Source organism: Kitasatospora sp. NPDC058243 (genome assembly GCF_042882025.1).
In the GTDB taxonomy this organism is placed as follows: domain Bacteria; phylum Actinomycetota; class Actinomycetes; order Streptomycetales; family Streptomycetaceae; genus Kitasatospora.
This window is the reverse complement of record NZ_JBHVWW010000010.1, coordinates 157,157-180,117: the sequence shown is the minus strand read 5'-3', so window position 1 is coordinate 180,117 and position 22,961 is coordinate 157,157. Positions and strand designations below refer to the sequence as shown.

The following is a 22,961-nucleotide window of genomic DNA, read 5'->3' as shown; positions in this document are numbered from 1 at the left end:
CCTCGGACTCGCCCACAACGGCACGACCTGGCAAATCCAGGCCACCACCTGACAGCACGGCCCGGATCAACCCAAGATCTTCATCAGCCTTCTAGGCGGCGTCGTGGAAGACCAGGGCCAGGGTGTGCCGGTGTCCGGAGCGGAGCGCCGAGACGCCGTGCCGGACGGGGGCGGCGGACCAGCCGCGCACGGAGCGCACGGGCCGGTCACGGGTGGTGAACACGTAGCCGTGGCCCTGCGGGAGCAGGGTGGCGGTGCCGCGGGACTGGGCGCGGGGGCGCTGCTCGACCAGCAGGAACTCCCCACCGGTGTGGTCGGTGCCGGGCCGGTCCAGGTTGATCACGACCTGCAACGGGAACACCAGGTCGCCGTACAGGTCACGGTGCAGCGCGTTCCAGTCCCCGGCGCCGTAGCGCAGCAGGATCGCGGTGGACTTGGACTGCCCGGCCGCGTGGCACATCTGCAGCCACTCGTCCAGGGTGTCCGGCCACGGCGCGGTGCGGCCGAGCCGTTCCCACCAGGTGCGGGCGATGGGCAGCAGCCGCGGGTACAGGGCCTGCTTGAGCTGCTCGACCGGCTCGGGGTAGGGGGCGTGGAAGTACTTGTACTCGCCGGACCCGAACCGGTGGCGGGCCATGTCGACGGTGGAGCGGAACAGCTCGGGCCGCCCGTACAGGTCCCGGAGCCAGCCGGCCTCGTCCGGGGTGAGCAGCTGCGGCAGCAGCGCGCCTCCGAACGCGTCGAGTTCGGCGGCCACCGCGTCCCAGTCGGCGTTCTCGGCCCGGCCGGCCCACGGCCCGACAGCGGTGTGAGCACCGGGAGCCGTGGTCCCCGTCCTCGCGGTGGTGACGGTGGTGACGGTGGTGGCGGTCATGCCGCGGCCTCCAGTTCCAGTAGTGCGGTCTTGGCCTCCAGGCCGCCGATGTAGCCGCCGAGGGTGCCGTCCGAGCGCAGCACCCGGTGGCAGGGGACGACCACCGGCAGCGGGTTGGTCGCGCAGGCCGTGCCGACCGCCCGCACCGCCTTGGGGCTGCCGACCAGTTCGGCGACCTGGCGGTAGCTGCGGGTCTGGCCGTAGCCGATCTCCGGCAGGTGCTGCTGGACGAGCTGCCGGAAGCCCTTGGACAGGGACAGGTCCAGCGGCAGGTCGAAGGCGCGACGGCGGTGGTCGAAGTACTCGTCGATCTCCCGGGCAGCGGTGTCCAGCCGGCCGGGGGCGCGCAGGACGCGCGGGCTGACCTTGTCGGCCAGGGCCTGAAGGACCTGGTCGTGGCCTTCGACCGCGAAGGCGACACGGACCAGGCCCCGGTCGGTGGCGGCCAGCAGCAGGGGGCCGACCGGGGAGTCGACGACGGTGTAGGCGATGTCGACCAGGGCGGCGGCCTGGGCCTCGGCCTCCAGTCGGCGGTGCAGCCGGGCCAGGGTCCCGGCGTCGACGGGAGCCGACAGCATGCTCAGGACGTCATCGTGGGATCGGGTGCCGCTCATGTAGATGCTCCTCTCGAGGTCGCGCCCGGATAGTGTTTTCGTAGGTTCTTCAGACCGTCCGCCGCCGCCCGGCGCGCCGCCGCGGTGTTCCCGCCCACCACCGCCGCGATCTCGTCGTACGACATCCCGGCCAGATAGCGGAACGTGACCGCCTGCCGCTGCTTGCCCGGAAGGCGCCCCACCATCTCCCACAGCTCCCCGTCGTCAGCGCCCGGAACGCCCAACGAGCTGGGCTCCTCCGGCAACTCCTCGGCCGGCAGCGGCCGGCGTCCGGCGGCGCGCAGCGCGTCGATCGCCTTGCGCCGGGCGATCGTCACCAGCCACGCCTCCACGTTCGCCGTCTCCGGCAGCCCCGGCCAGGCCCGCATCGCCGCCAGGAACGTCTCCGACCAGGCGTCGTCTGCGTCGTGTGTCCCCAGCAGCGCCCGGCACACCCGCAGCACGGTCGCGCCGTGCTGCTCGACCGCCTTCTCGAACGGTTCCCTCATCCTCGCCCTGCCGTAGACCTTGAATCCGAACCGATGTGTTCGAGCTCCCGAAACAGCCGGCCGGTCGCGGCCGGCACTGCCCTCCTCCGAGTCCGGCGGCCTCCGCTCGGTTTCTTCGGGTCGTCGCCGTGCCCGGCCGCCTTCTGCACCTGCTGTCCCACCTGGAAGACGGTGCGGGTGCCGAGAACGTGAGATCCGAATTTCACCCGGTGGGAACGTGCCCAGCGCGGGCCTCAGCCGCAGCCACTCCCGTTCATCCGGCGGACGGGTGCAGGACGGGCGCGTACCCGCCGACCAGCACCTGCACTGTCACCGCGGGGGTGAGCACCTCCACCCGAAGGTCCGGGGCGACCGCCCGCGCCGCGCCGTACCCGGCCATCGACCAGGGCCGCCAGCACCCCTGCCGCAGCAACCCGGCCTCACCGTCCAGGCGGATGAACGCGCCGTCCGGCAGGTCGCCGGCCGCCGCCCGGAAGGTGCGCTGGCGCCCGTCGGGCGTTCGCCGGTCCGCCTGCAGCTTGCTGTCCATCTCCGGCGCGCAGGGAAGGCCACCTCCCAGGGTGTCGGCCCAACTGCGCTGGAACCGCCGGTAGTCCGGGACGCGGCACAGCCCGCACGGCCGGTGCCCGGCGGCAAGGGCCGTGGCCTCGTCGAGGAAGTACAGCTCCGTCAGCCGGCCCGGCTGCCACTGAACCCGCCACCAGTCCTTGAACTCCAGCACGCAGCAGACCCAGGCCCGCGTCGACGGCTTGCGCGTCGGCTGGCCTCCGGCGCCGAGCAGCGAGCCCCGGTTGCCCCAGAACAGCCCCCGCCCCGGGTCGGCCACGAGCTCGCCGTCCGGCCGCACCCGATTGCGTCGGCCCGTACGGACCCGTTCGCCCGCCCCCGGCTGGTTCTCCCGCCTGGTCAAGCCCTCGTCCACCGGCATGATGCGCTCCTCGCCCTGTCGGATGATCGGCAGGCGGGATTGACCGCCGACATGGTGAAGACGCCGGCGGCAGGTCAGGCATGCGGCCGGAGTCCGGACGCCCATCGGATCACGATGCGCCCTGGATGTTCCCCGGGTTCCGAGGTGCGTTACCGCGGCAGCTTGGTGGTGCGCTCCGGGCGGACGGCAGGGGACGGACGGCAGGGGACGGACGAAGCACGACAGCACCCGCAGTGACGAGCGGGATCGGCACTCGCCGAGACGGCCTGGACGGCGGGCGGTCAGCGGTGGCCGACGATGACGGAGATGCCCCAGCCGATCGCCGCGAGCACCACCGCGAAGATCAGTGCCGCCAGGGTGGAGCCGACCAGCCCGGCGGCGGGCCGGGCGGCGGCGGGCTCGCCGGCCGCGCCGGTCGGGTTGAGCAGGCGCAGGCCGAGGGCGAACAGCGCGGGCAGGCCGGCGCCGGTGAGCAGGCCCACCACGACGATCTTCCACACCGCGTCCAGGTTGATCCAGGAGTTCACGGGCTCACCTCGTCCTTGGCCTTGACCGGCTCCGGCGTCACCGAACCGGTCCACGCGGCGTTGACGTTCTCCGGTGTCACGGCCGGATGGCGGGAGGCGGCGAAGAAGGCGACCGACGCCGCCACCAGCGCGCCGACGATCACCGCCACGCCGGCCGTCCCGCCGATCCCGTTCGCGGCCCAGTAGGCCACCGCGCCGGCCAGCGCGGAAGCCGGCAGGGTGAGCAGCCAGGCCGTCACCATCCGGCGGGCGAGCTGCCAGCGCACCACGGCGCCGCTCCTGCCGACCCCCGAGCCCAGGATCGATCCGGTGGCCACGTGCGTGGTGGAGAGCGAGTAGCCGAAGTCGGTGGAGCAGAGGATCACGGCGGCCGAGGCCGACTCGGCGGCCATCCCCTGCGGCGGTTCGATCTCCACCAGCCCCTTGCCCAGGGCCCGGATCACCCGCCAGCCGCCGATGTAGGTGCCCAGGGCGATCGCCAGCGCACAGGAGAGGATCACCCAGTCCGGTGCCTTCGCCCCGGTGGGCAGGGTGCCGTTGGCGATCAGGGCGAGGGTGATGGCGCCCATGGTCTTCTGCGCGTCGTTGGTGCCGTGGGCGAGCGAGACCATGGAGGCCGAGCCGATCTGGCCGAGCCGGAAGCCGCGCCCACGCGGTCCTTCGGGCACGTCGCGGGTGAGGCGGTAGACCAGGAGGGTGCCGACCACGGCCACCCCACCGGCGATGAACGGCGACAGCGCCGCGGGCACGATCACCTTGGAGACCAGCCCCTGCCACTTGACGGCCGAGGCCCCGGCGGCCGCCACCGTCGCCCCGACCATCCCGCCGATCAGCGCGTGCGAGGAGCTGGAGGGGATGCCGAGGTACCAGGTGGCCAGGTTCCACAGGATGCTGCCGACCAGACCGGCGCACACCACCGTCAAGGTCACCTCCCCCGTGGCGACCAGGCCGTTGGCGATGGTGGCCGCCACGGCGGTCGACAGGAACGCGCCCACCAGGTTCAGCACCGCCGACACCGCGACCGCGACGCGCGGCGGCAGGGCGCCGGTGACGATCGAGGTCGCCATCGCGTTGCCGGTGTCGTGGAAGCCGTTGGTGAAGTCGAAGCCCAGCGCCGTGGCGACCATCAGCGCCAGGACCGCGTCGTTGCCGGTCACGGACCCGAACCTAGCCCGCGCACCGGCCGAGGCGGCGGCCGACCCGCCCTGCCCCAGGGCCCGGCATCCCGTTCGTCCGGTTGCGGGGCCCTCAGTACCGATGCTCTCCTGCAAGAGCCGGCCGGCGTGACGATCGGAACCGATGTGCCGTCCCCCGTCGCCGTCCCGCCCCAGGAGGCTGCCGGCCGGCCGGACCGAGACCCGTCCCTGCAAGCCCTGAGGCCCTGACGCCCCGGGTGAAAGCGTTGGCACCCATGGCTGAGCACTCCACCGTCCGCACCGTGACGTACGACCTGCTGCGCACGCTCGGACTCACCACGGTCTTCGGGAATCCGGGCTCCACCGAGGAGCCGTTCCTCCAGGACTTCCCCGCGGACTTCGCCTACGTCCTCGCGCTCCAGGAGGCGTCCGCCCTCGCGATGGCCGACGCCTTCGCCCAGGTCACCGGCCGCCCCGCGCTGGTCAACCTGCACTCCTCGGCCGGCACCGGCAACGCGCTGGGCAACCTGGTCGCGGCCCACCACGGGAACACGCCCCTGATCGTCACCGCCGGCCAGCAGCACCGGGAGCTGGTGATCGGCGAGCCGTACCTCGGCAACCGCGAGGCCACCCAGCTGCCGAAACCCTGGGTGAAGTGGTCCTACGAGCCGGCCTGCGCCGAGGACGTCCCCGAGGCCTTCATGCGCGCCTACGCTCAGGCGCTCCAGCCGCCCGCCGGCCCGGTCTACCTGTCGATCCCGATGGACGACTGGAAGCGGCCGCTGTCCGGCTTCACCCGGGTGCGGACGGTGAGCGAGCGGGTGGCCCCCGACCCCGGGCGGCTGCGCGCCTTCGCCGAGCGCATCACCGCCAGCCGCCGGCCCGCGCTCGTCTTCGGGCCCGAGGTCGACCGCAGCGGCGGCTGGGACGCAGCCGTCGCCCTGGCGGAGAGGCTGCGCGCCGCCGTCTACGGCGCCCCGCTGGGGGACCGCGTCTCCTTCCCCGAGGACCACCCGCTCTTCGCCGGCCCGCTGGGCATGTCGGTGAAGACCATCAGCGACCGGCTGGCCGGGCACGACCTGGTGGTGGTGATCGGCGCGGAGGTGTTCCGCTACTACCCGTACGTGCCCGGCGACTACCTCCCCCCGGGCACCGGGCTGCTCCAGATCACCGGCGACCCGGAGGCGGCCGCGGCCGCGAGGGTCGGCGACAGTCTGCTCGGCGATCCCCGGCGGGCTATCGAACTGCTGCTGGACCTGGTCGAGGAAGGATCCGCCCGCACCGCTCCGGAGCCGATGCCGCGGCCCCGCGTGCTGCCGTCCGCCCCGGGCCGGCCGCTCACCCCGCCGGAGGTCTACGCCGCCCTGAGCAGGGTCCGCCCGCCGGACGCGGTCATCGTCAACGAGTCGACCTCGACCATGGCGCAGCAGCTCGAATGGCTGCCCACCACCCGGTCGGGCTCGTTCTTCGCCACGGCCAGCGGAGGCATCGGCTGGGCCGTCCCGGCCGCGGTCGGCGTCGCGCTGGCCGACCGGGAACGGGGGACGCGGCGCCCGGTGATCGGCCTGATCGGCGACGGCTCCTTCCAGTACTCCGTGCAGGCCCTCTACACGGCGGCCCGGCACCGCCTCCCGATCGTCTACGTGGTGATGCGCAACCACGAGTACTCGATCCTGAAGTCGTTCGCCATGCTGGAGGACACCCCCGGGGTGCCCGGGCTCGACCTGCCCGGACTGGACATCGCCTCGGTGGCCCGCGGCTTCGGCTGCCACGCCGTCGACGTGGAGACCACCGAGGACCTGGAGCGGGAGTTCACCGCCGCCCTGACCGCCGACACCCCCACCGTCATCGTCGTTCCCACCCGGCCCCAGCAGGCCGCGCTGTAGCCCGCGCGGCGGGGCCGGGCCGGGCGGCAGGAGCACCTCGGCGACCAGCAGGGGAAGGTGTCCGACAGCCGGGCACCTTCCCCTTTCGGCACCACGGCCCCCTCCGTCTTCCGCCATCGACCGCGCCCGCACGATCGCCGCTGCGGGCGGCTGGTGCGCTCGCGGACCGGGGCCGGTGCGCTGTGGGCCAAGTCCGGCACCACCCCTGCGCCTAACGTCACGTCAGGAGCCCGAACGGGGCGGGGCTGTGGCCCCGGCCCAATCGGAAGCCTCCACCCGCCGTCCGCACCCGGGCGGCAGGTCGATCCCGTGACAGGAGGCCGTCGAGGTGCCTGCAATACCCGTCGGTGGGCTGGTCCCCCGCGCCGTCGAGGACGCCGCCGAGGACGCCGCCGACGTCGTCGTCCGCAACGCGAAGATCCACACCGGCGACGCCCGCCGCCCCCAGGCCGGCGCCCTCGCCATCCGCGACGGCGTGATCACCGTCGTCGGGGACGACCCGGACGTCGCCCCGGTCATCGGCCCGTCCACCGTCGTGGTCGACGCGCTCGGCCGGCGGGTGGTGCCCGGCCTCAACGACGCGCACCTGCACGTGATCCGGGGCGGCCTCAACTACGTCCTGGAGCTGCGCTGGGACGGCGTGACATCGCTGCGCCGGGCGCTGGCGATGCTGCGGGAGCAGGCCGCCCGCACCCCCAGGGGCCAGTGGGTGCGGGTCGTCGGCGGCTGGTCGGCCGAGCAGTTCGCCGAGCGGCGGCTCCCGACGCCCGCCGAGCTGAACGAGGCGGCGCCGGAGACCCCGGTGTTCGTCCTCCACCTCTACCAGTCGGCGATCCTCAACCGCGCCGCCCTGCGCGCCGTCGGCTACACCCGCGACACCCCGGACCCGAAGGGCGGCCAGATCGTCCGGGGCCGCGGCGGCGAGCCGAACGGCATGCTGCTGGCGGCGCCGAGCGCCCTGGTCCTCTACTCCACGCTGGCCAAGGCCCCGGCGCTGGAGGGCGAGGACCGCGCGACCTCCACCCGGCACTTCCTGCGCGAGCTGAACCGCTTCGGGCTGACCTCCGCGATCGACGCCGCCGGCGGCTTCCAGAGCTTCCCCGAGAACTACGCCACGGTGACCGAACTCGCCCGCGAGGGCCTGCTCACGCTCCGCATCGCCTACCACCTGTTCCCGCAGACCCCCGGCCAGGAACTCGACGACCTCACCCGCTGGATCGAGACGGTCCGCCCCGGGGACGGCGACGCCTGGCTGCGGCTGAACGGCGCCGGCGAGAACCTCACCTGGGCCGCCGCCGACTTCGAGAACTTCGCCGAGCCCCGCCCCGAACTCGGCCCCTACGAGGGCGAGTTCGAGAAGGCCGTCCGCCTGCTGACGGAGCACGGCTGGGGCTTTCGGCTGCACGCGACCTACGACGAGACGATCCGGCGCGACCTCGCGGTGTTCGAGAAGCTCGCCGCCGAGGGGCTCTTCCCGGCCGGGAACCGGTGGCTCTTCGACCACGCGGAGACCGTCTCCCGGGACAGCCTGGACCGGATCGCGGCCCTCGGCGGCTCGCTGTCGGTGCAGAACCGGCTGTCCTTCCAGGGCGAGGTGTTCACCCGCCGCCACGGCATCGGCGCCGCCGCCGAGGCCCCGCCGATCCGCGCGATGCTGGAGCGCGGCCTGACGGTGGCCGCCGGTACGGACGCCACCCGGGTGTCCTCGTACAACCCCTGGGTCGCCCTGCACTGGCTGGTCTCCGGGCGCACGGTCGGCGGGTCGGCGATCCGGCCGCCGCAGAACCGGGTGGACCGGGCGACCGCGCTCGCGATGTACACCACGGCCGGCGCCGCCCTCACCGGCGAGCAGGACGTCAAGGGCGTGCTGCGGACCGGCTGCTACGGCGACCTGGCCGTCCTGTCCGAGGACTACTTCACCGTGCCGGAGCCGGAGATCCCGTCCATCGAGTCCCTGCTGACGGTCGTCGGCGGCCGGATCGTCCACGCGGCGGCCGAGTACGAGGGCATGGACGAGGAGCTCCCGCCGGTCAGCCCCGGCTGGAGCCCGGTCGCCCACTTCGGCGGCTACCAGGCCTCCGGTCGCACCTCCGGCGCGGGCGCCCGCCAGGCGGAGCTGCTCGGCGAGGTCGTCACCGAGTCGCAGCTGCACCACCGCTGGCGGGTCGCGCGCGGCCTGGCGGACGAGCACCACCAGCCGTTCGACCCCTGCTTCCTCCTCTGATCCACCTCCCCCGGCCCCTGATCCACCTCCCCCGCCCCCGCGCGGAGCACCGCGCTGGGGCCCTGCCGAGACACACCGAAGGGAACCCCCTCATGGTCGACCTCACCCAGGTCAGCCCCACCCCGAGCCCCGACCTGCTGACCCCCGACAACGCCGTGGTGCTGTTCGTGGACCACCAGCCGCAGATGTTCTTCGGCACCGGCAGCGGCGACCGCACCGCGATCGTCAACGCCACCGTCGGCCTCGCCAAGGCCGCCCGGGCCTTCGAGGTGCCGACCGTCCTGACCACCGTCGCCGCCGAGTCCTTCTCCGGCCCGCTGCTGCCGCCGCTGGCGGCGGTGTTCCCCAAGGCCGAGGTCCTCGACCGCACCTCGATGAACGCCTGGGAGGACGCGGCGGTCGTCGAGGCGGTCAAGGCCACCGGGCGCGGCAAGGTCGTCATCGCCGGCCTGTGGACCGAGGTCTGCCTGGTCCTGCCGGTGCTGTCCATGATCGACCAGGGCTACGAGGTCTACGTCGTCACCGACGCCTCCGGCGGCGTCTCCCCGCAGGCCCACGAGCACGCGATCCAGCGGATGACGCAGGCCGGCGCGGTGCCGGTCACCTGGGTCCAGGTGCTGCTGGAGCTCCAGCGCGACTGGGCCCGGACGGAGACGTACGGCGTGGTCACGGAGATCGTCAAGGAGCACGGCGGCGCGTACGGCCTCGGGATCGTCTACGCCCAGGCCGTCATCGGCGAGCACGCCGCCGGCTGACACCCACCACCGACGCTCCGTCAGAACAGGGACCAGGGACAGGACACGATGGATACCGGACTGCTGATCCTCCGCGTGGTGGTGGGCCTGCTCATCGCCGGGCACGGGGTACAGAAGGTGAGCCACCGCCTCGGGGGCAACGGCCTCGCCGGCGGGACGGAGGAGTTCCGGCACGACGGCTTCCGCGGCGGGACGCTCACCGCGCTCGCCGCGGGCGCCGGGCAGGTCGGTTCGGGCCTGTTCCTGGCCCTGGGCGCGCTCACCCCGCCGGCGGCCATGGTCGCCATGGGGGTGATGACGGTGGCGATGACCGTCAAGCTGCCGCACGGGCTCTGGGTGCAGGACGACGGCTACGAGTACCCGCTGGTGCTGGTCGTCGTCGCGGGATCCCTCGCCCTCACCGGCCCGGGCCGGTGGTCCGTGGACCACGCCGTCGGCCTGACCGCCTGGCCGCTCTGGCTGTCGGTCGCGGCCGCCGTGCTCGGCCCGGCGAGCGGGCTGCTCACCCGGGTGGTCCTGCACCACCCGCCCGCGCCCGAGGAGGCGGCCGCCGTTGCGCGCCCTGCTGACTGACGCCCTGCGCACCCTCGCCCCGCCGCGCACCGACCGGCACGGGCCCCTCCCCCCGCTGATGCTGCTGCTGACGGTGGCGACCGGGGTGGTCGACGCCGTGAGCTACCTCGGCCTCGGGCACGTCTTCGTCGCCAACATGACCGGCAACGTGGTCTTCCTCGGCTTCGCCCTGGCCGGTGCCCCGGGTCTGTCGGCCACCGCCTCACTCGTCTCGCTGGCCTCCTTCCTGGCCGGCGCACTCGTCGGCGGACGGCTCGGCAGCCGGTCGGCCGCCCACCGCGGACGCCTGCTGGCCGTGGCCGTCGGCGTCCAGACGGCCCTGACGGCCGCGGCGGCCGCCACCGCCGCGGCCGGCGGCGCCGACTACGTCCTGATCGTCCTGCTGGGCCTGGGCATGGGCCTGCAGAACGCGGTCGCCCGGCGGCTCGCCGTACCCGACCTGACCACCACCGTCCTCACCCTCACCCTGACCGGCCTCGCCGCCGACTCGACGGCGGCCGGCGGCACGGCGCCGCGCCCGGGCCGCCGGATCCTCTCCGCCCTGGCGATGCTGCTCGGCGGCCTCGCCGGCGCGGCGCTGGTCCTGCACGGGCGGCCCGCCGCGGCCCTCGCCCTGGCCGCCCTGCTGCTCCTCGGCACGGCGCTGGCCGCCCACCGGCTCTCGGCCGCCGACGGCCCCGACGCCCCCTGGGCCGCGCCGACAGTCTGAGCAACCCACCGCACCGTCACAACGTCAGAACATCAGGAGCTTCCCCATGATGCGACGCTTCGCCCGACGCCTCGTCCCGCTCGCCGCGGCGATCGCCGCGCTGACGGCCCTGCCCGCCGCCTCGGCGGCCCAGCCCGCACCGGCCAGCCGCCACACCTTCGCCGTCGGCCCGCAGTACGACTCCACCCACGTGTACGTCGAACCGGGCACCGAGCAGGCGTTCGCGGCCAGTTGGGTGGCCACCTTCGGCGGCAGCACGATCGGGCCGAACGCCACCCAGGTGACGCCCACGCCCAGCCGGACGCTCTCCGAGCTGGTGCTCTCCCCGGTCGGCACGCTGTCGGTGTTCGACTACACCACGCCCGTCCCGTACCCGTTCGGCACCGAGCGCACCGGCTGGCTGGTCACCGACCTCGACCAGGCGGTCCGCGCCGCCCGCGCCGACGGAGCCGCCGTCACCGTGGCGCCGTTCGCCGACCCGATCGGCCGGGACGCCGTCGTCCAGTTCCCCGGCGGCGTCAGTGCCCAGCTCTACGTGCACACCACCCCGCCGTCCTACCCCGAGTTGGCCAGCGTGCCGGAGAACCGGCTCTACCTGTCACCGGACGCGGTGGGCGCCTTCCTGCACAGCTTCCTCGCCTTCACCCAGGGCCGGATCGTCTCCGACGACCGCCGGGCCGACGGCGCCGCGATCGGACTGCCCGGCACCGCCTACCGGCTCGTCCGCCTCACCTCCGGCTTCGGCACCACGACGGTCGCCGTGACGGACGGCCACCTGCCGTACCCGTTCGGCCAGGAGCTCACCGGCTACGGCGTGGCGGACCTCGGCGCCACCCTGGAGCGGGCGAAGGCCGCCGGCGCCTCGGTGCTGTCGGGCCCGGTCCGGGCGGGCGGCCGGGACACCGCGATGGTGCGGTTCCCCGGCGGCTACGTCGCGGAGCTGCACAACGGCCGGTGAGCGGCGGGGGCGGTCACACCGCGATGCCGTACCCCGCCGGCCGGGCGGCCGGGACCGGCTGCCCGGCCGGCCGCACCGCGCTTCCCCGGGCCGGGCCCGCCAGTGCGCACGCCTGCCACTCGCGCGGCGAGACCCCGTAGGCGGCCCGGAAGGCCCGGCTGAAGTGACTGGCGCTCACGAAGCCCCACCGGCCGGCGACCGCCGCCACGGTCGCCCGGCCCGCGTTCGGACGCCCCAGGTCCCGGCGGGACATGTCCAGCCGCTGGCGCTGGATCCAGCGGGCCACCGTCACCCCCTCGAAGCGGAAGAGCTTGTGCAGGTACCGCACCGACACGTGATGGGCCCCGGCGATCCGCTCCGGTGAGAGGTCCCGGTCCCCCAGGTGGCGCAGGATGTGGTCCTTCACCCGGGCCAGGGTGGCCAGGGCCGCCTCGGGCGCCTCCGGGGCGGACCGGCCGCGCCGTTCGTGGGCCAGCACCGCGAGCAGGTCGAGCGCCGTGGCGGCGAGCCGGCGGGCCACCTGCGGCTCCATCGAACCGGCGGACCGGGAGAGGCACTCCAGGTAGGCGGCCACCAGGCGGGCGGTGTCGTCGCGGGTGTCGAAGGCCGTCGCGGTCAGCACCCGCAGGTCCTCCTCGGTGACGCCCACCGCCGAGCGCGGCCAGTGGAACGCCGTGAAGACGAACGGCTCCGGCAGCTCCTTGACGAACGGCCTCCCGGCGTCCGAGATCGCGAAGGCGCCCGGGCGCAGCTCCACCTGGCGGCCGTCCTGGGCCAGCCGGGCGGTGCCGCGGTGGTGGAGCGCCAGGGTGAGGTGGTCCTCCCCGCCGCGGGCGATCAGGCCCGCGCTGCGCTCGACCCGCTGCGGTCCGGCCCGGACCAGGGAGACCTGCACGGCGCCCAGGCGGTGGCTGGTGATCGCCGCGGGCGCGGGCGCGTCCTCGCACAGGGCGACGTCGAGCGGGATGAAGGTGCGGGAGACGGCCTCGTGCCAGTACTCGGCGCGGTCGGCGGCCGGTATCGCTGTGGTGTCGAGGACGACGGACATCTGTACTCCTCTTCGGGGGAGGGCCGGCCGATCGGGGCCCACCAGGAACGGCTGTGCAGGGCGAGGTGCACGGTGTCGGCCGCCTGGGCGGTGGCCCGATCGTGCGCTTCGGCGGACGGTTCGGCGGACGGTTCGGTTCGGCGGACGGTTCGGCGGCCCGGTCAGCCGGCCTCGTCGTTCCGGAGCGAGCGCCACTCGCGCGGCGAGACCCCGTACGCGGCACGGAAGGCCCGGCTGAAGTGCGCCGGGTTGACGAAGCCCCAGCGCTGGGCGACGGCCGACACGGTCGGCGCCGTACGACCGCGGCGGCCCAGCTCGCGGGCACAGGCCTCCAGGCGGCGCTGCTGGACGAGGCGGCTCACCGTCACTCCCTCGCCCTCGAAGAGCCGGTGCAGGTACCGCACGGAGATGTGGTGGGCCCGCGCGATCCGCTCGGGTGTCAGCTCCGGATCGCCCAGCCGGCGGTCGATGTGCTCCCGCACCCGCCGGACCAGGTGCTCGTCGGGGCCGTCCGGCTCGTCCGTGGCCCGGCCGGCCACCAGGTGGGCGACGAACGCGCTCACCAGGTCGGCGACGCGTCCGGCCAGCAGGTCTCCGACCGGTGCGGGGAGCGAGCGGGCGGACGCGGCCAGGACGCCGAGGAAGGGCGCCAGCACCGGCCCGCAGCCGTCCGCGGGGCCGACGGCGGTGCCCGCCGCGAGCCGCAGGTCGCGCTCCGCCGCACCGAGCAGCCGGCTCGGCAGGTGGACCAGATGGGTGCGGAAGCGCTCCGGGAAGTCGACGGCGTAGGGCCGCTCGGTGTCGTACAGCACGAGCCCGCCCGGCAGCGCCTCCGCCCGGCGCCCGTCCTGCTCCAGCACGGCCCGGCCCGACACCTGCACCCCGACCCCGACCTGCGGCTCGGTGCGCGGGGCCCGGGCGATCAGGTCGGCCGTACGGGAGAGGCGGGCGGCGTCCGCCTCCAGGGTGGAGATCCGTACGTAGCCGAGCCGGTGCGACTCCAGGAGTCCGTCGAACGGCCGCCCGGTGAGCGGGTGCACCTCCACCGGCACCAGCGTCCGCGACACCATCGCGCTCCAGAACTCCGCCTTCTCCTCGTCCGCGACCGACCCGGTCGTCACCCGCACGCCCATCTGACCGCCCTTCCGCCGAAGCCCTGCGCGGTCCAGCGTGGACCGCGCGCACGACGTGCCGTTAGGTCATCTGACTGCCGTGCCCGGGAAGGGCGGTTCGAGGAGCCGTTCCGGCAGGTCAGCCGCCGTCCAGGGCGTGGGCGAGCGCGGCCCGGGTGGTGATGCCGAGCTTCGGGAAGATCCGGTAGAGGTGGGCCCCGACGGTGCGGGGCGACAGCTGGAGCTGCCGGCCGATCTCCTTGTTGGTCAGCCCGGTCGCGGCCAGCCGGGCGATGCGCAGCTCGTGACCGCTGAGGCCGGCCGGTTCCGCGTCCGGTCCGCCCGGCGGCAGCGCCACGGAGTCGCCGGCCGCCCGGAGTTCCGCCTCGCACTGCCGGGCCCAGGGGGTGGCTTCGAGGCGGCGGAACACGTGGTGGGCCGCGCGCAGCGCCTCCCGGGCCCCGGGCCGGTGGCGCCGGCGCAGCCACGAGCCGTGGGCGAGCCGCAGCCGGGCGAGGTCGAACGCCCACCGCTCGGCGCCCGGTACGGCGTACGCGGCGCGGTAGGCGTCGTCGGCCTCGTCGTCGTCGGTGGCGGCGGCCGGGGCGGTGGCTGCCAGGGCGGTGGCGGCCGCGAAGAGGAAGGCGTGGCGACCGGAGATCTCCGCCGAGCGCGCCGCGGCCCCGGCCGCGAGGTGGTCCCGGGCCTCCTCGTGCCGGCCGGTGTGCACGGCGGCCGTCACCAGGTCGAGGACCAGCGCGTGGCGCCACGGCGACCCGTTGGGCAGCCGCCCGGGCGGGGTGAGCTCGCAGAAGTGCGCGTACGCCTCCTCGTCGCGTCCGTGGGCGAGCGCCGCCAGGCCGCGCAGGTGGGTCAGGCGGTCCAGGACGTACCGCATCCGCCCCCGGGTGGCGGCCGGGCGGACGGCCTGCTCGATCTCCCGCAGGCCGTCCTCGTCACCCCGGCCGGCCAGGAAGTGGGCGTAGTACTGGCGGAACATCAGGGCGTTGGTGTGATAGCCGAGTTCGTCCGCGATCTCGGCCTCGCGCAGGCAGGCGGCCGCCCGGTCCCAGTGCCCGAGCAGGAAGTCCTGGTGGCACTTGGCCTTCGCCACCGAGCCCTGGGTGGCGTAGCCGTGGAAGCCGGTGAAGCGCCGCCACAGGTCGCCCTCGGGGCAGTCGAGCGCCGAGGCGGTCCACAGCAGGAGCCAGGCCGCACCGGCCTCCTGCTCCTCGGTCATGGCCCCGGCCACCGTCCGCAACGCTTCGGCGACCTCCGGGCCGGGGGCGGTCCAGGCCCGCAGGCACAGCCGCCCCACCTCGGAGACGTTCTCCCGGTGCCGTTCCAGGGCGTGCCACACCCACGGGTCGTCGGTGTAGCTGGCGGCCAGCAGCAGCTTGAAGTACACCTGGTCGACCAGCCCGCCGAAGGTGTCGGCGCCCGGGGCGGTGAGCGCGTCGAGGGCCGCGGGCAGCAGGGCGGCGGAGGACTCGAAGTCGACGTGGTGGCTCTGGTCGGCGTAGACCACCGCGTACGCGAACAGCGGGGCTACGTCCTGCGGCACCGTACTGGACTTCAACTCCTCCACCAGGTCCACGGAGTGGCGCAGTTGCCCGCCGCGCGCCGCCATCACCGCGGCCCAGGTGAGCCGGCGGGTCTGGTCGCAGGAGCCGGGGCTGAGGGCGGCGGCGCGTTCGAGCAGCAGCGCGCCCTCCGCGTCGCCCCCTCGACGCGCGAGGTCGCGCCCCGCCTCCTGCAGCCGCTGCGCGAGTGCCTCGTCGGGCAACAGCGCGGCCGACGCCTCGTGGGCCAGCCGCCTGGGATCATCCGGCGCGAGGGCGGCGGACAGGGCCCGGTGCGCTTCCCGGCGGGCACTGTCGGAGGCGGTGGAGACGACGGCGGTACGGACCAGGGGGTGCCGGAACACGAGCTGTCCGGCCCGGTCGAGCCGGACCAGCCCGTCCGCCTCGATCCGTTCCAGGATCTCCCGCGCGTTCTCGTCCGCGACGGCGCGCAGCCACGCCCCGGTGGCGGACTCCGTACCGGTGGCCAGGGCGCCCAGCAGCAGCAGGCGGCCGACCTCGGGCGTCACGGCGCCCAGGCGGTCGGCGAACATCCGCTCCAACTTCCGTCCCAGTGGCAGCCGTTCGGGCAGCGGGGCGGCCCCCAGCTGCTGGGCGGCCGCCAGTTGGCGCGGCAGCTCCACCAGTGCCAGCGGGTTCCCGGCCGCCTCCGTGAGGACCCGGTCCCGGGCGGGCGCGGCGAGGTCGGGGTAGCGGGCGCCCAGCAGTAGCGCCGCGTCCGCCCGGGGCAGGGCCCGCACGTCGACGGTCTCGGCCGACCACGTCCGGGCGGCCGGTCCGCCCGGTCGGGTGGCGGCGACGATCACCACCGGCAGCTCGGCGCAGCGGCGGTTCAGGAAGGCGAACACGCTCGCGCTGGAGGAGTCGATCCAGTGCAGGTCGTCCAGGAGCAGCAGCACCGGGGCGGTCCGCACCGCCTCCTCCAGCAGGGCCAGCGCGGCGGCGCCGACGGCGAACCCGCTCGGGGTGCCGGCCCGGACGCCGAGCGCGCTCTCCAGGGCCTCCCGCTGGTGCGCGGACAGGGCGTCGGTGTGCTGGAGCAGCGAGCGGAAGGCCTGGTGGAGGGCGCCGAACGCGAGATCCGTCTCCGCCTCCGTACCGAGCGCCCGCAGGACGGTGAACCCCCGCTCCCGCGCCGCCCGTTCCACCCAGGCCAGCAGTGTGCTCCTGCCGACCCCGGCCTCACCGCGCAGCAGGACCGTGGAACCGCTCGCACCGTCCACGGCCTGGACCAGCGCCGCGGTCAGCAACTCCGTCTCCCGTTGCCGCCCGACCAGCCCCGGCACCCGCCCGTCCTCCGCCACCCTTGCCCCCTCGGGTCCGCCCGGGTCACTCCACGGGCAGCCAAGGCTACCGTCCGTCAACGTCTCCGGGCACGCCGTCGGACGCTCCCCGGGTCGCCGTGGGCCACTCAACGTGATCGGGCACGTCCGCCGTGGCACGTCGTTCGACTTCTTCGGTTCGTCCGCGTTTTGGCTCCGGGCCGCAGGGCACGCGCCGTTCAGGGAGGTCCGGAGCTACAAGCGGAGGACCCAAATGTCAACAGGGACCCTCATCGCAGTCCTCGTCATCGTCTTCGCCCTTCTGGTCGTGGCCGCGCTGGTGGCGACGTTCGCCATCCGCCGCCGCCATCTGCAGGAACGGTTCGGCCCGGAGTACGACCGGACCGCCGAGGCGAAGGACGGCCGTTTCGCCGCCGACCGGGAGCTGCGCAAGCGCGAGTCGCGCCACGACTCGCTGAACATCAAACCGCTGTCACCAGGTGCCCGTGACCGCTACGCCAAGGACTGGGCACAGGTGCAGGAACAGTTCGTCGACCGGCCCGACGACACGGTGCACGAGGCGGACCGGCTCGTCACCACGCTCATGAGCGAGCGCGGATACCCGACCGAGGGGTACGAGCAGCAGCTCAAGGACCTCTCCGTCGAACACGGGAGCGTGCTGACGCACTTCCGGTCCGCCCACGAGGTCAACGACCGCAGCAGCCGCCACCAGGCGACCACGGAAGAACTGCGGGGCGCCATGGTGCACTACCGCACCCTGTTCGAGGAACTGCTCCACAACGGCGACCGTCCGCAGGGCAGCCGTGCGTGAGCCCCGGACCGGCGAGTTGAGCCGACGGGGCGAGACCGGCGACGGCCGCCGACCGGAACTGCCGAAAGGGAAGTGAAGAGATGCACAGCCGAGCAACATCCGAACCGGTCGAGGGCGGCCTGTCCACGGAGGACCTGGCCGGCGCCCGACAGGACACCGACGAACAGAACGACACCTCCGGGGCGGATTCGCCACCGGCGTTCCCCGGCGAAGCCACCACCGAACAGCGGAGCGGCGAGCAGGAGTTCACGCTCGAAGGCCGCGACCGCGAGCAGAACTACGGGCAGGAACACGGGCAGGACCGCGAGCAGGAGCACGAGCAGGAGCGCGGACAGGAAGAGGACCAGGAAAGGGGCTACACCCAGGCAGCCGAGCCATCCGAGCGCACCGAGGGCTCGGAATCCGCCGAGAACGAACCCCTGCTGGGCGGGCAGCAGGAGGAGTTCCGCTCCCGGTGGCAGAAGATCCAGGGCGAATTCGTCGACGACCCGCGCAACGCCGTGTCCGCGGCCGACAACTTGGTCGCCGAGGCGATGCAGGCACTCGCCACCACCTTCTCCGCGCACAAGCAGGACCTCGAAGGCCAGTGGCACCGCGGCGACGAGGTGCCGACCGAAGAACTGCGCGTCGCGCTCCAGCGCTACCGCTCGTTCTTCAACCGCCTGCTCAACACCTGAAGCAACGGGGCCGAAGCCACGCCCCCCGACCTGCGACGATCGAGCTCCATCCGGTCCTCGCCCAAAAAACCGAACAGGTTCTTCGGGCCTCCTGCGAACCTCAGGAGGCCTGCTGCTGGACCGGACCGGGCGACAGCAGCCGCGACACGAGGGTGCGGGTCCATTCGGCGGTCAGCGGCAGGTCGGTGAAGACGGCACGGTAGTAGAGGGGCGCGAGTACGGCGTCCGCGGTGTGTTCGAGGGTCGGGGGCTGTTCGCCCCGGGCCCGTTCCCGCCCGAGGACGGCTTCGAGCCCTTGCTCGCGCTCTCCTGCGCACCAGCTCTTATGACAACAGCATTGACGTGTAGGGACGCCACCGGTTTCATGTCTCGCACCCCTCCCCCACACGAGCAAGGCGGTGATCCGTTGACACCGACGGTGAAGGCCACGGGCGACGCTCCGAGACCGGACACGAGCAGCCCCCACGTCACCATGCACAAGTCCATCGGCCTGCTGGACGGGGCGACGATCGCCGCCTCCAGTACGGCGGCCACCAGCAGCATCGGCATCGGCCTGGGCCTGATGGCCGGAGTCGTCGGCCTGCACCTGCCCGCGATCATGCTGTTGGCCTTCCTGCCCGTGCTCGCCATCGCGGGCGGGTACGGGCGACTGAACGCCGTTGAGCCGGACGCCGGCAGCAGCTACCGCTGGGTGGGCCGAATACTCAACCCCTGGCTGGGCTTCCTCACCGGCTGGGTGAACACCGTCGGCACCGTGGTCTTCATGGCCTACACCACCACGGTCACCGGGTCCTCCATCATCCAGCTCCTCGACCTGGCCCACGTGCGCAGCGTCGCGGGCCTCCGCCTCGACGCCGACTCGACCGTCCAGTGCACCCTGCTCGGCCTGGTGGTCCTGGCCGGCGCGGCGCTGGTGGCGGTGCGCGGCCTGGACCTGGCCGCCCGGCTGCAGAAGGCGCTGCTGGTGTTCGAGTACGCGGTGCTGCTCGGCTTCTGCGGGTACGGGCTGTTCGCCGGCGACCAACCGTTCTCACTGCAGTGGTTCAACCCGTTCGACATCCCGTCCTTCGACGCGCTCGCCCAGGGCATGGTGCTGGCGGTGTTCTGCTACTGGGGCTTCGAGTCGGTGTTCAGCGTCGGCGAGGAGGTGCGCAGCCCCCGGGACGCCTCGCGGGGCGGCATGCTCGCCCTGGTGGTGATGCTGCTGCTCTTCCTGCTCGCCGGTACGGCCTTCCAACGGGTGCTGCCACTCGACGAATTGGCCGACAACGGCGCACACGGGCTCGCCTACTTCGGCACGACGCTCGCCCACCAGCCGTTGGCCGCCCTGCCGTTGATCGCGCTCATGTTCTCCGCGGTGGCCTCCCTGCAATCGTCCGTGATCCCGACGGCGCGCGGAATGTACGCGATGGGGCGCGACGGCGTGCTCGGCCCGGTCTGGACCCGGCTGCACCCGAAGCACGCGACGCCCGCCGTCGGCACGCTCCTGATCACCGGCATCGCGATGGCCCTCGCGCTGGCCTCGATCGTCATCCCCACCGTCAACGACCTGATCTCCGCCTCCGTCAACGCGATCGGCATCATCGTCGCGCTGTACTACGCGCTGACGGCCGTCGCGGCGGCCGTCCGGTTCCGGCACCTGCTGCGCAGCAACCCGCTGGAGGGGCTGCGCGCGGTGGTCGGCCCGCTGCTGGGCGCGGCGACCCTGCTCGCCGTCGGCGGCTATCTCGCCTGGTCGTTCTACGACTCCGCCGACCACTTCGAACTAGCCGCCGACAACGGGTGGTTCGAGCTGACCGTGACGGTGATGATGATCGTCACCGGACTACCGGCGGCCGCCTGGGCCCGCTGGCGGCGGCGCTCGCCCTACTTCCTGCCCGACACCGACTGACGATCCACAGAAGCCACGAGAGAACGGAGCACCCCCCATGCCCGAGGCCGATCTGGTCTTCACCCGCGGCCCGGTCCACACCGGTGACGCAGCCCGCACCCGGGCGACCAGCCTGGCCGTGACCGGCGAGCGGATCACCGCCGTCGGCCACGACGAGGTCCGGGAGCTGATCGGGCCGGGGACGGAGGTCGTGGACCTCACCGGCAAGCTGCTGCTGCCCGGATTCCAGGACGCGCACATCCACGCGGTCTTCGGCGGCACCGAGTTGGCGGTCTGCGACCTCACCGGCACGGTCGGCGTCGCCGACTACCTGGAGCGGATCCGCGCGTACGCCGACGCCAATCCCGGCCAGACGTGGATCACCGGCAGCGGCTGGTCGATGGAGAGCTTCGAGGGCGGGCTGCCGACCCGGCAACTGCTGGACTCCGTCGTCCCGGACCGCCCGGTGTACCTGACCAACCGCGACCACCACGGCGCCTGGGCCAACACCCGGGCGCTGGAGCTCGCCGGCCTCACCCGGGACACCCCCGATCCGGCCGACGGCCGGATCGAGCGCGAGCCGGACGGCACTCCGGGCGGCACGCTCCAGGAGGGCGCCACCGGCCTGGTCGCCCGGCTGATCCCGCCCTCCACCGCCGCCGACCGGCTGGACGGGCTGCTGCGCGCCCAACGGCTGCTGCACTCGCTCGGCATCACCGGCTGGCAGGACGCGCTGCTCGGCGAGTTCAACGGCCAGCCGGATCCGTCCGACGCCTACCTGGCCGCCGCGCGCTCCGGCGCGCTGACCGCCCGGGTGACCGGCGCGCTCTGGTGGGACCGCGACCGAGGGGCCGAGCAGATCCCCGAACTGGTCGAGCGGCGTGCAGGGTCGAGCCAGGGGCGGTTCCGGGCCGGCTCGGTGAAGATCATGCAGGACGGCATCGCCGAGAACTTCACCGCTGCCATGACCAGCCCCTACCTGGACGGCTGCGGCTGCGCCACCGCCAACTCCGGCCTCAGCTTCGTCGACCCGGCCGCCCTGCGCGGGTACGTCACCGAGCTGGATGCGCTCGGCTTCCAGGTGCACTTCCACGCCCTCGGCGACCGGGCCGTCCGCGAGGCCCTGGACGCGGTCGAGGCCGCCCGCGCCGCCAACGGGCGACGCGGCACCCGCCATCACCTCGCCCACCTCCAGGTGGTTCACCCGGATGACCTCGACCGTTTCGCCCGGCTCGGCGCGATCGCCAACATCCAGCCGCTCTGGGCCGCGCACGAGCCTCAGATGGACGAGTTGACGATCCCGTTCCTCGGCCCGGAGCGCGCCGCCTGGCAGTACCCCTTCGGCGCCCTCCAGCGCGCGGGCGCCACCCTGGCGGCGGGCAGCGACTGGCCGGTGAGCAGCCCGGACCCGCTCGCCGGCGTTCACGTGGCCGTCAACCGGAGGGAGCCGGGGGCCGCCGACGGCCGGGTCTTCCTCCCCGAGCAGCGCCTCGACCTGGCCTCCGCCCTCGCGGCGTACACGGCCGGAACCGCGCACGTCAACGGCCATGACGACGCCGGCACCCTCACGGCGGGCCACCTCGCCGACCTCGTCGTCCTGGACCGCGACCTCTTCACCGCCCCCGCCGAGGAGATCGCCGACGCCCGCGTCCTGCGCACCTACGTCGGCGGCCGGCTCGTCCACGCGGCGGACTGACCCACCCGGGGGTGAGTCGGCGCCCCGGCGTCTCAGGGCACTACCGGGATCCCCCGCACGAAGTGGTGAAACGTACCCAGGAACGCGTAGGCGCCAGGGCTGCGTCGGCACCGTGACGGTCGCCGACGCAGCCGGGAGCGATCGGCCCGGTTCCGAGGGCCGATTCGGATCCGGCAGCGCTCGGCCCGTCGCCCGCGCTCGGCCCGTCGCCCGCGCTCAGCCCGTCGCCGGGAGACGGGCCTCGGCGGCGTCGAGGAGGAGGTCGAGGGCGTAGGGATAACCGCTGCGGCGCATGTCGCTGGTGAGGAGGCGGGCGGTGGCGGCGATGTGCGGGTGCGTGGTGGCGTCGAGCCGGGCGTAGGAGGCCTGCCAGACCTCCAGGTCGGCGGCCTGGGCCGCGGCGGGCAGGGCGAGGGCGGCGGCGTCGAGCGCGGCGAAGCCGAGGCTCTGGTCGACGAACGCGTGGTAGATCCGGACGGCCTCGCGGTCGGGGAAGCCCGCCCCGCGCAGGACGCCGAGGATGGCCTCGACGGCGGCGATCTCGTAGGTTCGGCCGGTGGTGCGGTGGGCGGCGAGCAGCGCGGCCTGGGGGTGGGCCTGGTAGGCGGCGTGGATTCGCAGGCCGATGGCGCGCAGGTCGGCGCGCCAGTCACCAGTGGCCTGCCAACCGTACTGGGCGCGGCCGATGAGCTCGTCGGCGACGGCGAGCAGCAGGTCGTCGGTGCTGCGGAAGTAGCGGTAGACGGCGCTGGGATCGGCGCCGAGCGCGGTACCGAGCCGCCGTACGGTGAGCGCGTCGGCGCCGTGCTGCTCGATGAGCCGCAACGCGGTGTCGACGATCAGTTCCCTGGACAGGATGACGCCTTGCTTGGTGGGCCGCCGACGCTGCCGCCGGGGCTCGGGGACTACCCGTTCGCTCATACCGGCAGCGTAGGTCAACAAGCTTGACGTAAGCCAGGGAAGGCTCGCATTTCCGCCGTGCCCGAGGAGGTCCTGTGCACCCTCCCGGCCCTGGCCGCCGGAGAAGAGCGCCAGATCGCGATCCCGCTGAAAGCCGCGGCCCAGGGCCCCACCGGCTTGCTCTACGACGCCGACGGCGCCGGGTTGGGGACGGCCTCGAGCCGGCGACGCGGGGTGGCCGCCCAGGACAGACCACAGGCAAGGAGCAGAACAGGCTCGAAATGCCCCGGTTCCCCGTGCGGGGTGTGA

Annotated in this window: 21 protein-coding genes; 10 read left to right on the top strand and 11 right to left on the bottom strand. The window is 73.9% G+C overall.

What is annotated here, in order from left to right; genetic code table 11:
* Positions 1 to 91 precede the first annotated feature (91 nt).
* The 6 genes from ACFVX9_RS10360 to ACFVX9_RS10335 all read right to left on the bottom strand — a co-directional run bounded on the left by ACFVX9_RS10360 (position 92) and on the right by ACFVX9_RS10335 (position 4,588).
* The gene (locus tag ACFVX9_RS10360; RefSeq protein ID WP_387981288.1) at positions 92 to 874 is read right to left on the bottom strand and encodes a 2OG-Fe(II) oxygenase; all 783 of its coding nucleotides are present in this window, start codon (positions 872 to 874) and stop codon (positions 92 to 94) included.
* Complete coding sequence (locus tag ACFVX9_RS10355; protein WP_380376241.1) at positions 871 to 1,488, bottom strand: methylated-DNA--[protein]-cysteine S-methyltransferase; 618 nt, start codon at positions 1,486 to 1,488, stop codon at positions 871 to 873. The genes ACFVX9_RS10360 and ACFVX9_RS10355 overlap by 4 nt, the downstream gene beginning before the upstream one ends.
* Positions 1,485 to 1,976, bottom strand: a complete 492-nt coding sequence (locus ACFVX9_RS10350; protein ID WP_387981286.1) for an RNA polymerase sigma factor — start codon at positions 1,974 to 1,976, stop codon at positions 1,485 to 1,487. The genes ACFVX9_RS10355 and ACFVX9_RS10350 overlap by 4 nt, the downstream gene beginning before the upstream one ends.
* Before the next feature lie 253 nt (positions 1,977 to 2,229).
* Positions 2,230 to 2,904 carry a hypothetical protein gene (locus ACFVX9_RS10345; protein ID WP_387981284.1) on the bottom strand — a complete coding sequence of 225 codons (675 nt, stop codon included), beginning with the start codon at positions 2,902 to 2,904 and terminating at the stop codon, positions 2,230 to 2,232.
* A 281-nt stretch (positions 2,905 to 3,185) separates the two neighbouring features.
* Positions 3,186 to 3,431, bottom strand: a complete 246-nt coding sequence (locus ACFVX9_RS10340; RefSeq protein ID WP_387981282.1) for a hypothetical protein — start codon at positions 3,429 to 3,431, stop codon at positions 3,186 to 3,188.
* Positions 3,428 to 4,588, bottom strand: a complete 1,161-nt coding sequence (locus tag ACFVX9_RS10335) for an anion permease (RefSeq protein ID WP_380484035.1) — start codon at positions 4,586 to 4,588, stop codon at positions 3,428 to 3,430. The genes ACFVX9_RS10340 and ACFVX9_RS10335 overlap by 4 nt, the downstream gene beginning before the upstream one ends.
* A gap of 254 nt (positions 4,589 to 4,842) precedes the next feature.
* On the opposite strand from ACFVX9_RS10335, the gene mdlC reads away from it, so the two are divergent.
* The 6 genes from mdlC (at position 4,843) to ACFVX9_RS10305 (ending at position 11,672) form a co-directional block, all read left to right on the top strand.
* Complete coding sequence (mdlC, locus tag ACFVX9_RS10330; protein WP_387981280.1) at positions 4,843 to 6,453, top strand: benzoylformate decarboxylase; 1,611 nt, start codon at positions 4,843 to 4,845, stop codon at positions 6,451 to 6,453.
* A 328-nt stretch (positions 6,454 to 6,781) separates the two neighbouring features.
* The gene (locus tag ACFVX9_RS10325) at positions 6,782 to 8,677 is read left to right on the top strand and encodes an amidohydrolase (protein ID WP_387981279.1); all 1,896 of its coding nucleotides are present in this window, start codon (positions 6,782 to 6,784) and stop codon (positions 8,675 to 8,677) included.
* A 92-nt stretch (positions 8,678 to 8,769) separates the two neighbouring features.
* Positions 8,770 to 9,432, top strand: a complete 663-nt coding sequence (locus tag ACFVX9_RS10320; RefSeq protein ID WP_063352131.1) for a hydrolase — start codon at positions 8,770 to 8,772, stop codon at positions 9,430 to 9,432.
* A 48-nt stretch (positions 9,433 to 9,480) separates the two neighbouring features.
* Positions 9,481 to 10,005: a DoxX family protein gene (locus tag ACFVX9_RS10315; RefSeq protein WP_380376222.1), complete on the top strand. Its 525-nt coding sequence runs from the start codon at positions 9,481 to 9,483 to the stop codon at positions 10,003 to 10,005.
* Positions 9,986 to 10,714: a YoaK family protein gene (locus ACFVX9_RS10310; RefSeq protein ID WP_380376219.1), complete on the top strand. Its 729-nt coding sequence runs from the start codon at positions 9,986 to 9,988 to the stop codon at positions 10,712 to 10,714. Before ACFVX9_RS10315 ends, ACFVX9_RS10310 begins: the two co-directional genes overlap by 20 nt.
* 46 nt (positions 10,715 to 10,760) lie before the next feature.
* Entirely contained in the window at positions 10,761 to 11,672 is a 912-nt protein-coding gene (locus ACFVX9_RS10305; protein ID WP_380376217.1) for a VOC family protein, read from the top strand.
* A 13-nt stretch (positions 11,673 to 11,685) separates the two neighbouring features.
* Here ACFVX9_RS10305 and ACFVX9_RS10300 read toward each other — a convergent pair whose 3' ends face one another.
* The 3 genes from ACFVX9_RS10300 to ACFVX9_RS10290 all read right to left on the bottom strand — a co-directional run bounded on the left by ACFVX9_RS10300 (position 11,686) and on the right by ACFVX9_RS10290 (position 16,719).
* On the bottom strand, positions 11,686 to 12,720 hold the full coding sequence (locus ACFVX9_RS10300; RefSeq protein ID WP_387981277.1) for a helix-turn-helix domain-containing protein: 1,035 nt from the start codon (positions 12,718 to 12,720) through the stop codon (positions 11,686 to 11,688).
* Between the two features lie 161 nt (positions 12,721 to 12,881).
* Positions 12,882 to 13,853 carry a helix-turn-helix domain-containing protein gene (locus ACFVX9_RS10295; RefSeq protein ID WP_387981275.1) on the bottom strand — a complete coding sequence of 324 codons (972 nt, stop codon included), beginning with the start codon at positions 13,851 to 13,853 and terminating at the stop codon, positions 12,882 to 12,884.
* Between the two features lie 118 nt (positions 13,854 to 13,971).
* Positions 13,972 to 16,719 carry a BREX system ATP-binding domain-containing protein gene (locus tag ACFVX9_RS10290; RefSeq protein ID WP_387981274.1) on the bottom strand — a complete coding sequence of 916 codons (2,748 nt, stop codon included), beginning with the start codon at positions 16,717 to 16,719 and terminating at the stop codon, positions 13,972 to 13,974.
* Between the two features lie 232 nt (positions 16,720 to 16,951).
* On the opposite strand from ACFVX9_RS10290, the gene ACFVX9_RS10285 reads away from it, so the two are divergent.
* Positions 16,952 to 17,509 (top strand): hypothetical protein, encoded by a 558-nt coding sequence (locus tag ACFVX9_RS10285; RefSeq protein ID WP_387981272.1) that lies wholly within the window; start codon positions 16,952 to 16,954, stop codon positions 17,507 to 17,509.
* Between the two features lie 80 nt (positions 17,510 to 17,589).
* Positions 17,590 to 18,186, top strand: coding sequence for a hypothetical protein (locus ACFVX9_RS10280; RefSeq protein WP_380484014.1), 597 nt, complete (start codon positions 17,590 to 17,592; stop codon positions 18,184 to 18,186).
* Positions 18,187 to 18,286: 100 nt separating this feature from the next.
* Here ACFVX9_RS10280 and ACFVX9_RS10275 read toward each other — a convergent pair whose 3' ends face one another.
* Positions 18,287 to 18,574: a TetR-like C-terminal domain-containing protein gene (locus ACFVX9_RS10275; protein WP_380484125.1), complete on the bottom strand. Its 288-nt coding sequence runs from the start codon at positions 18,572 to 18,574 to the stop codon at positions 18,287 to 18,289.
* A gap of 84 nt (positions 18,575 to 18,658) precedes the next feature.
* Here ACFVX9_RS10275 and ACFVX9_RS10270 point away from each other — a divergent pair, with 84 nt between their 5' ends.
* Entirely contained in the window at positions 18,659 to 20,077 is a 1,419-nt protein-coding gene (locus tag ACFVX9_RS10270; protein ID WP_380376205.1) for an APC family permease, read from the top strand.
* A gap of 37 nt (positions 20,078 to 20,114) precedes the next feature.
* Positions 20,115 to 21,752, top strand: coding sequence for an amidohydrolase (locus ACFVX9_RS10265; protein WP_387981270.1), 1,638 nt, complete (start codon positions 20,115 to 20,117; stop codon positions 21,750 to 21,752).
* A 216-nt stretch (positions 21,753 to 21,968) separates the two neighbouring features.
* On the opposite strand, the gene ACFVX9_RS10260 is transcribed toward ACFVX9_RS10265, so the two are convergent.
* Complete coding sequence (locus ACFVX9_RS10260) at positions 21,969 to 22,673, bottom strand: TetR/AcrR family transcriptional regulator (protein ID WP_063352140.1); 705 nt, start codon at positions 22,671 to 22,673, stop codon at positions 21,969 to 21,971.
* Positions 22,674 to 22,961: the final 288 nt, after the last annotated feature.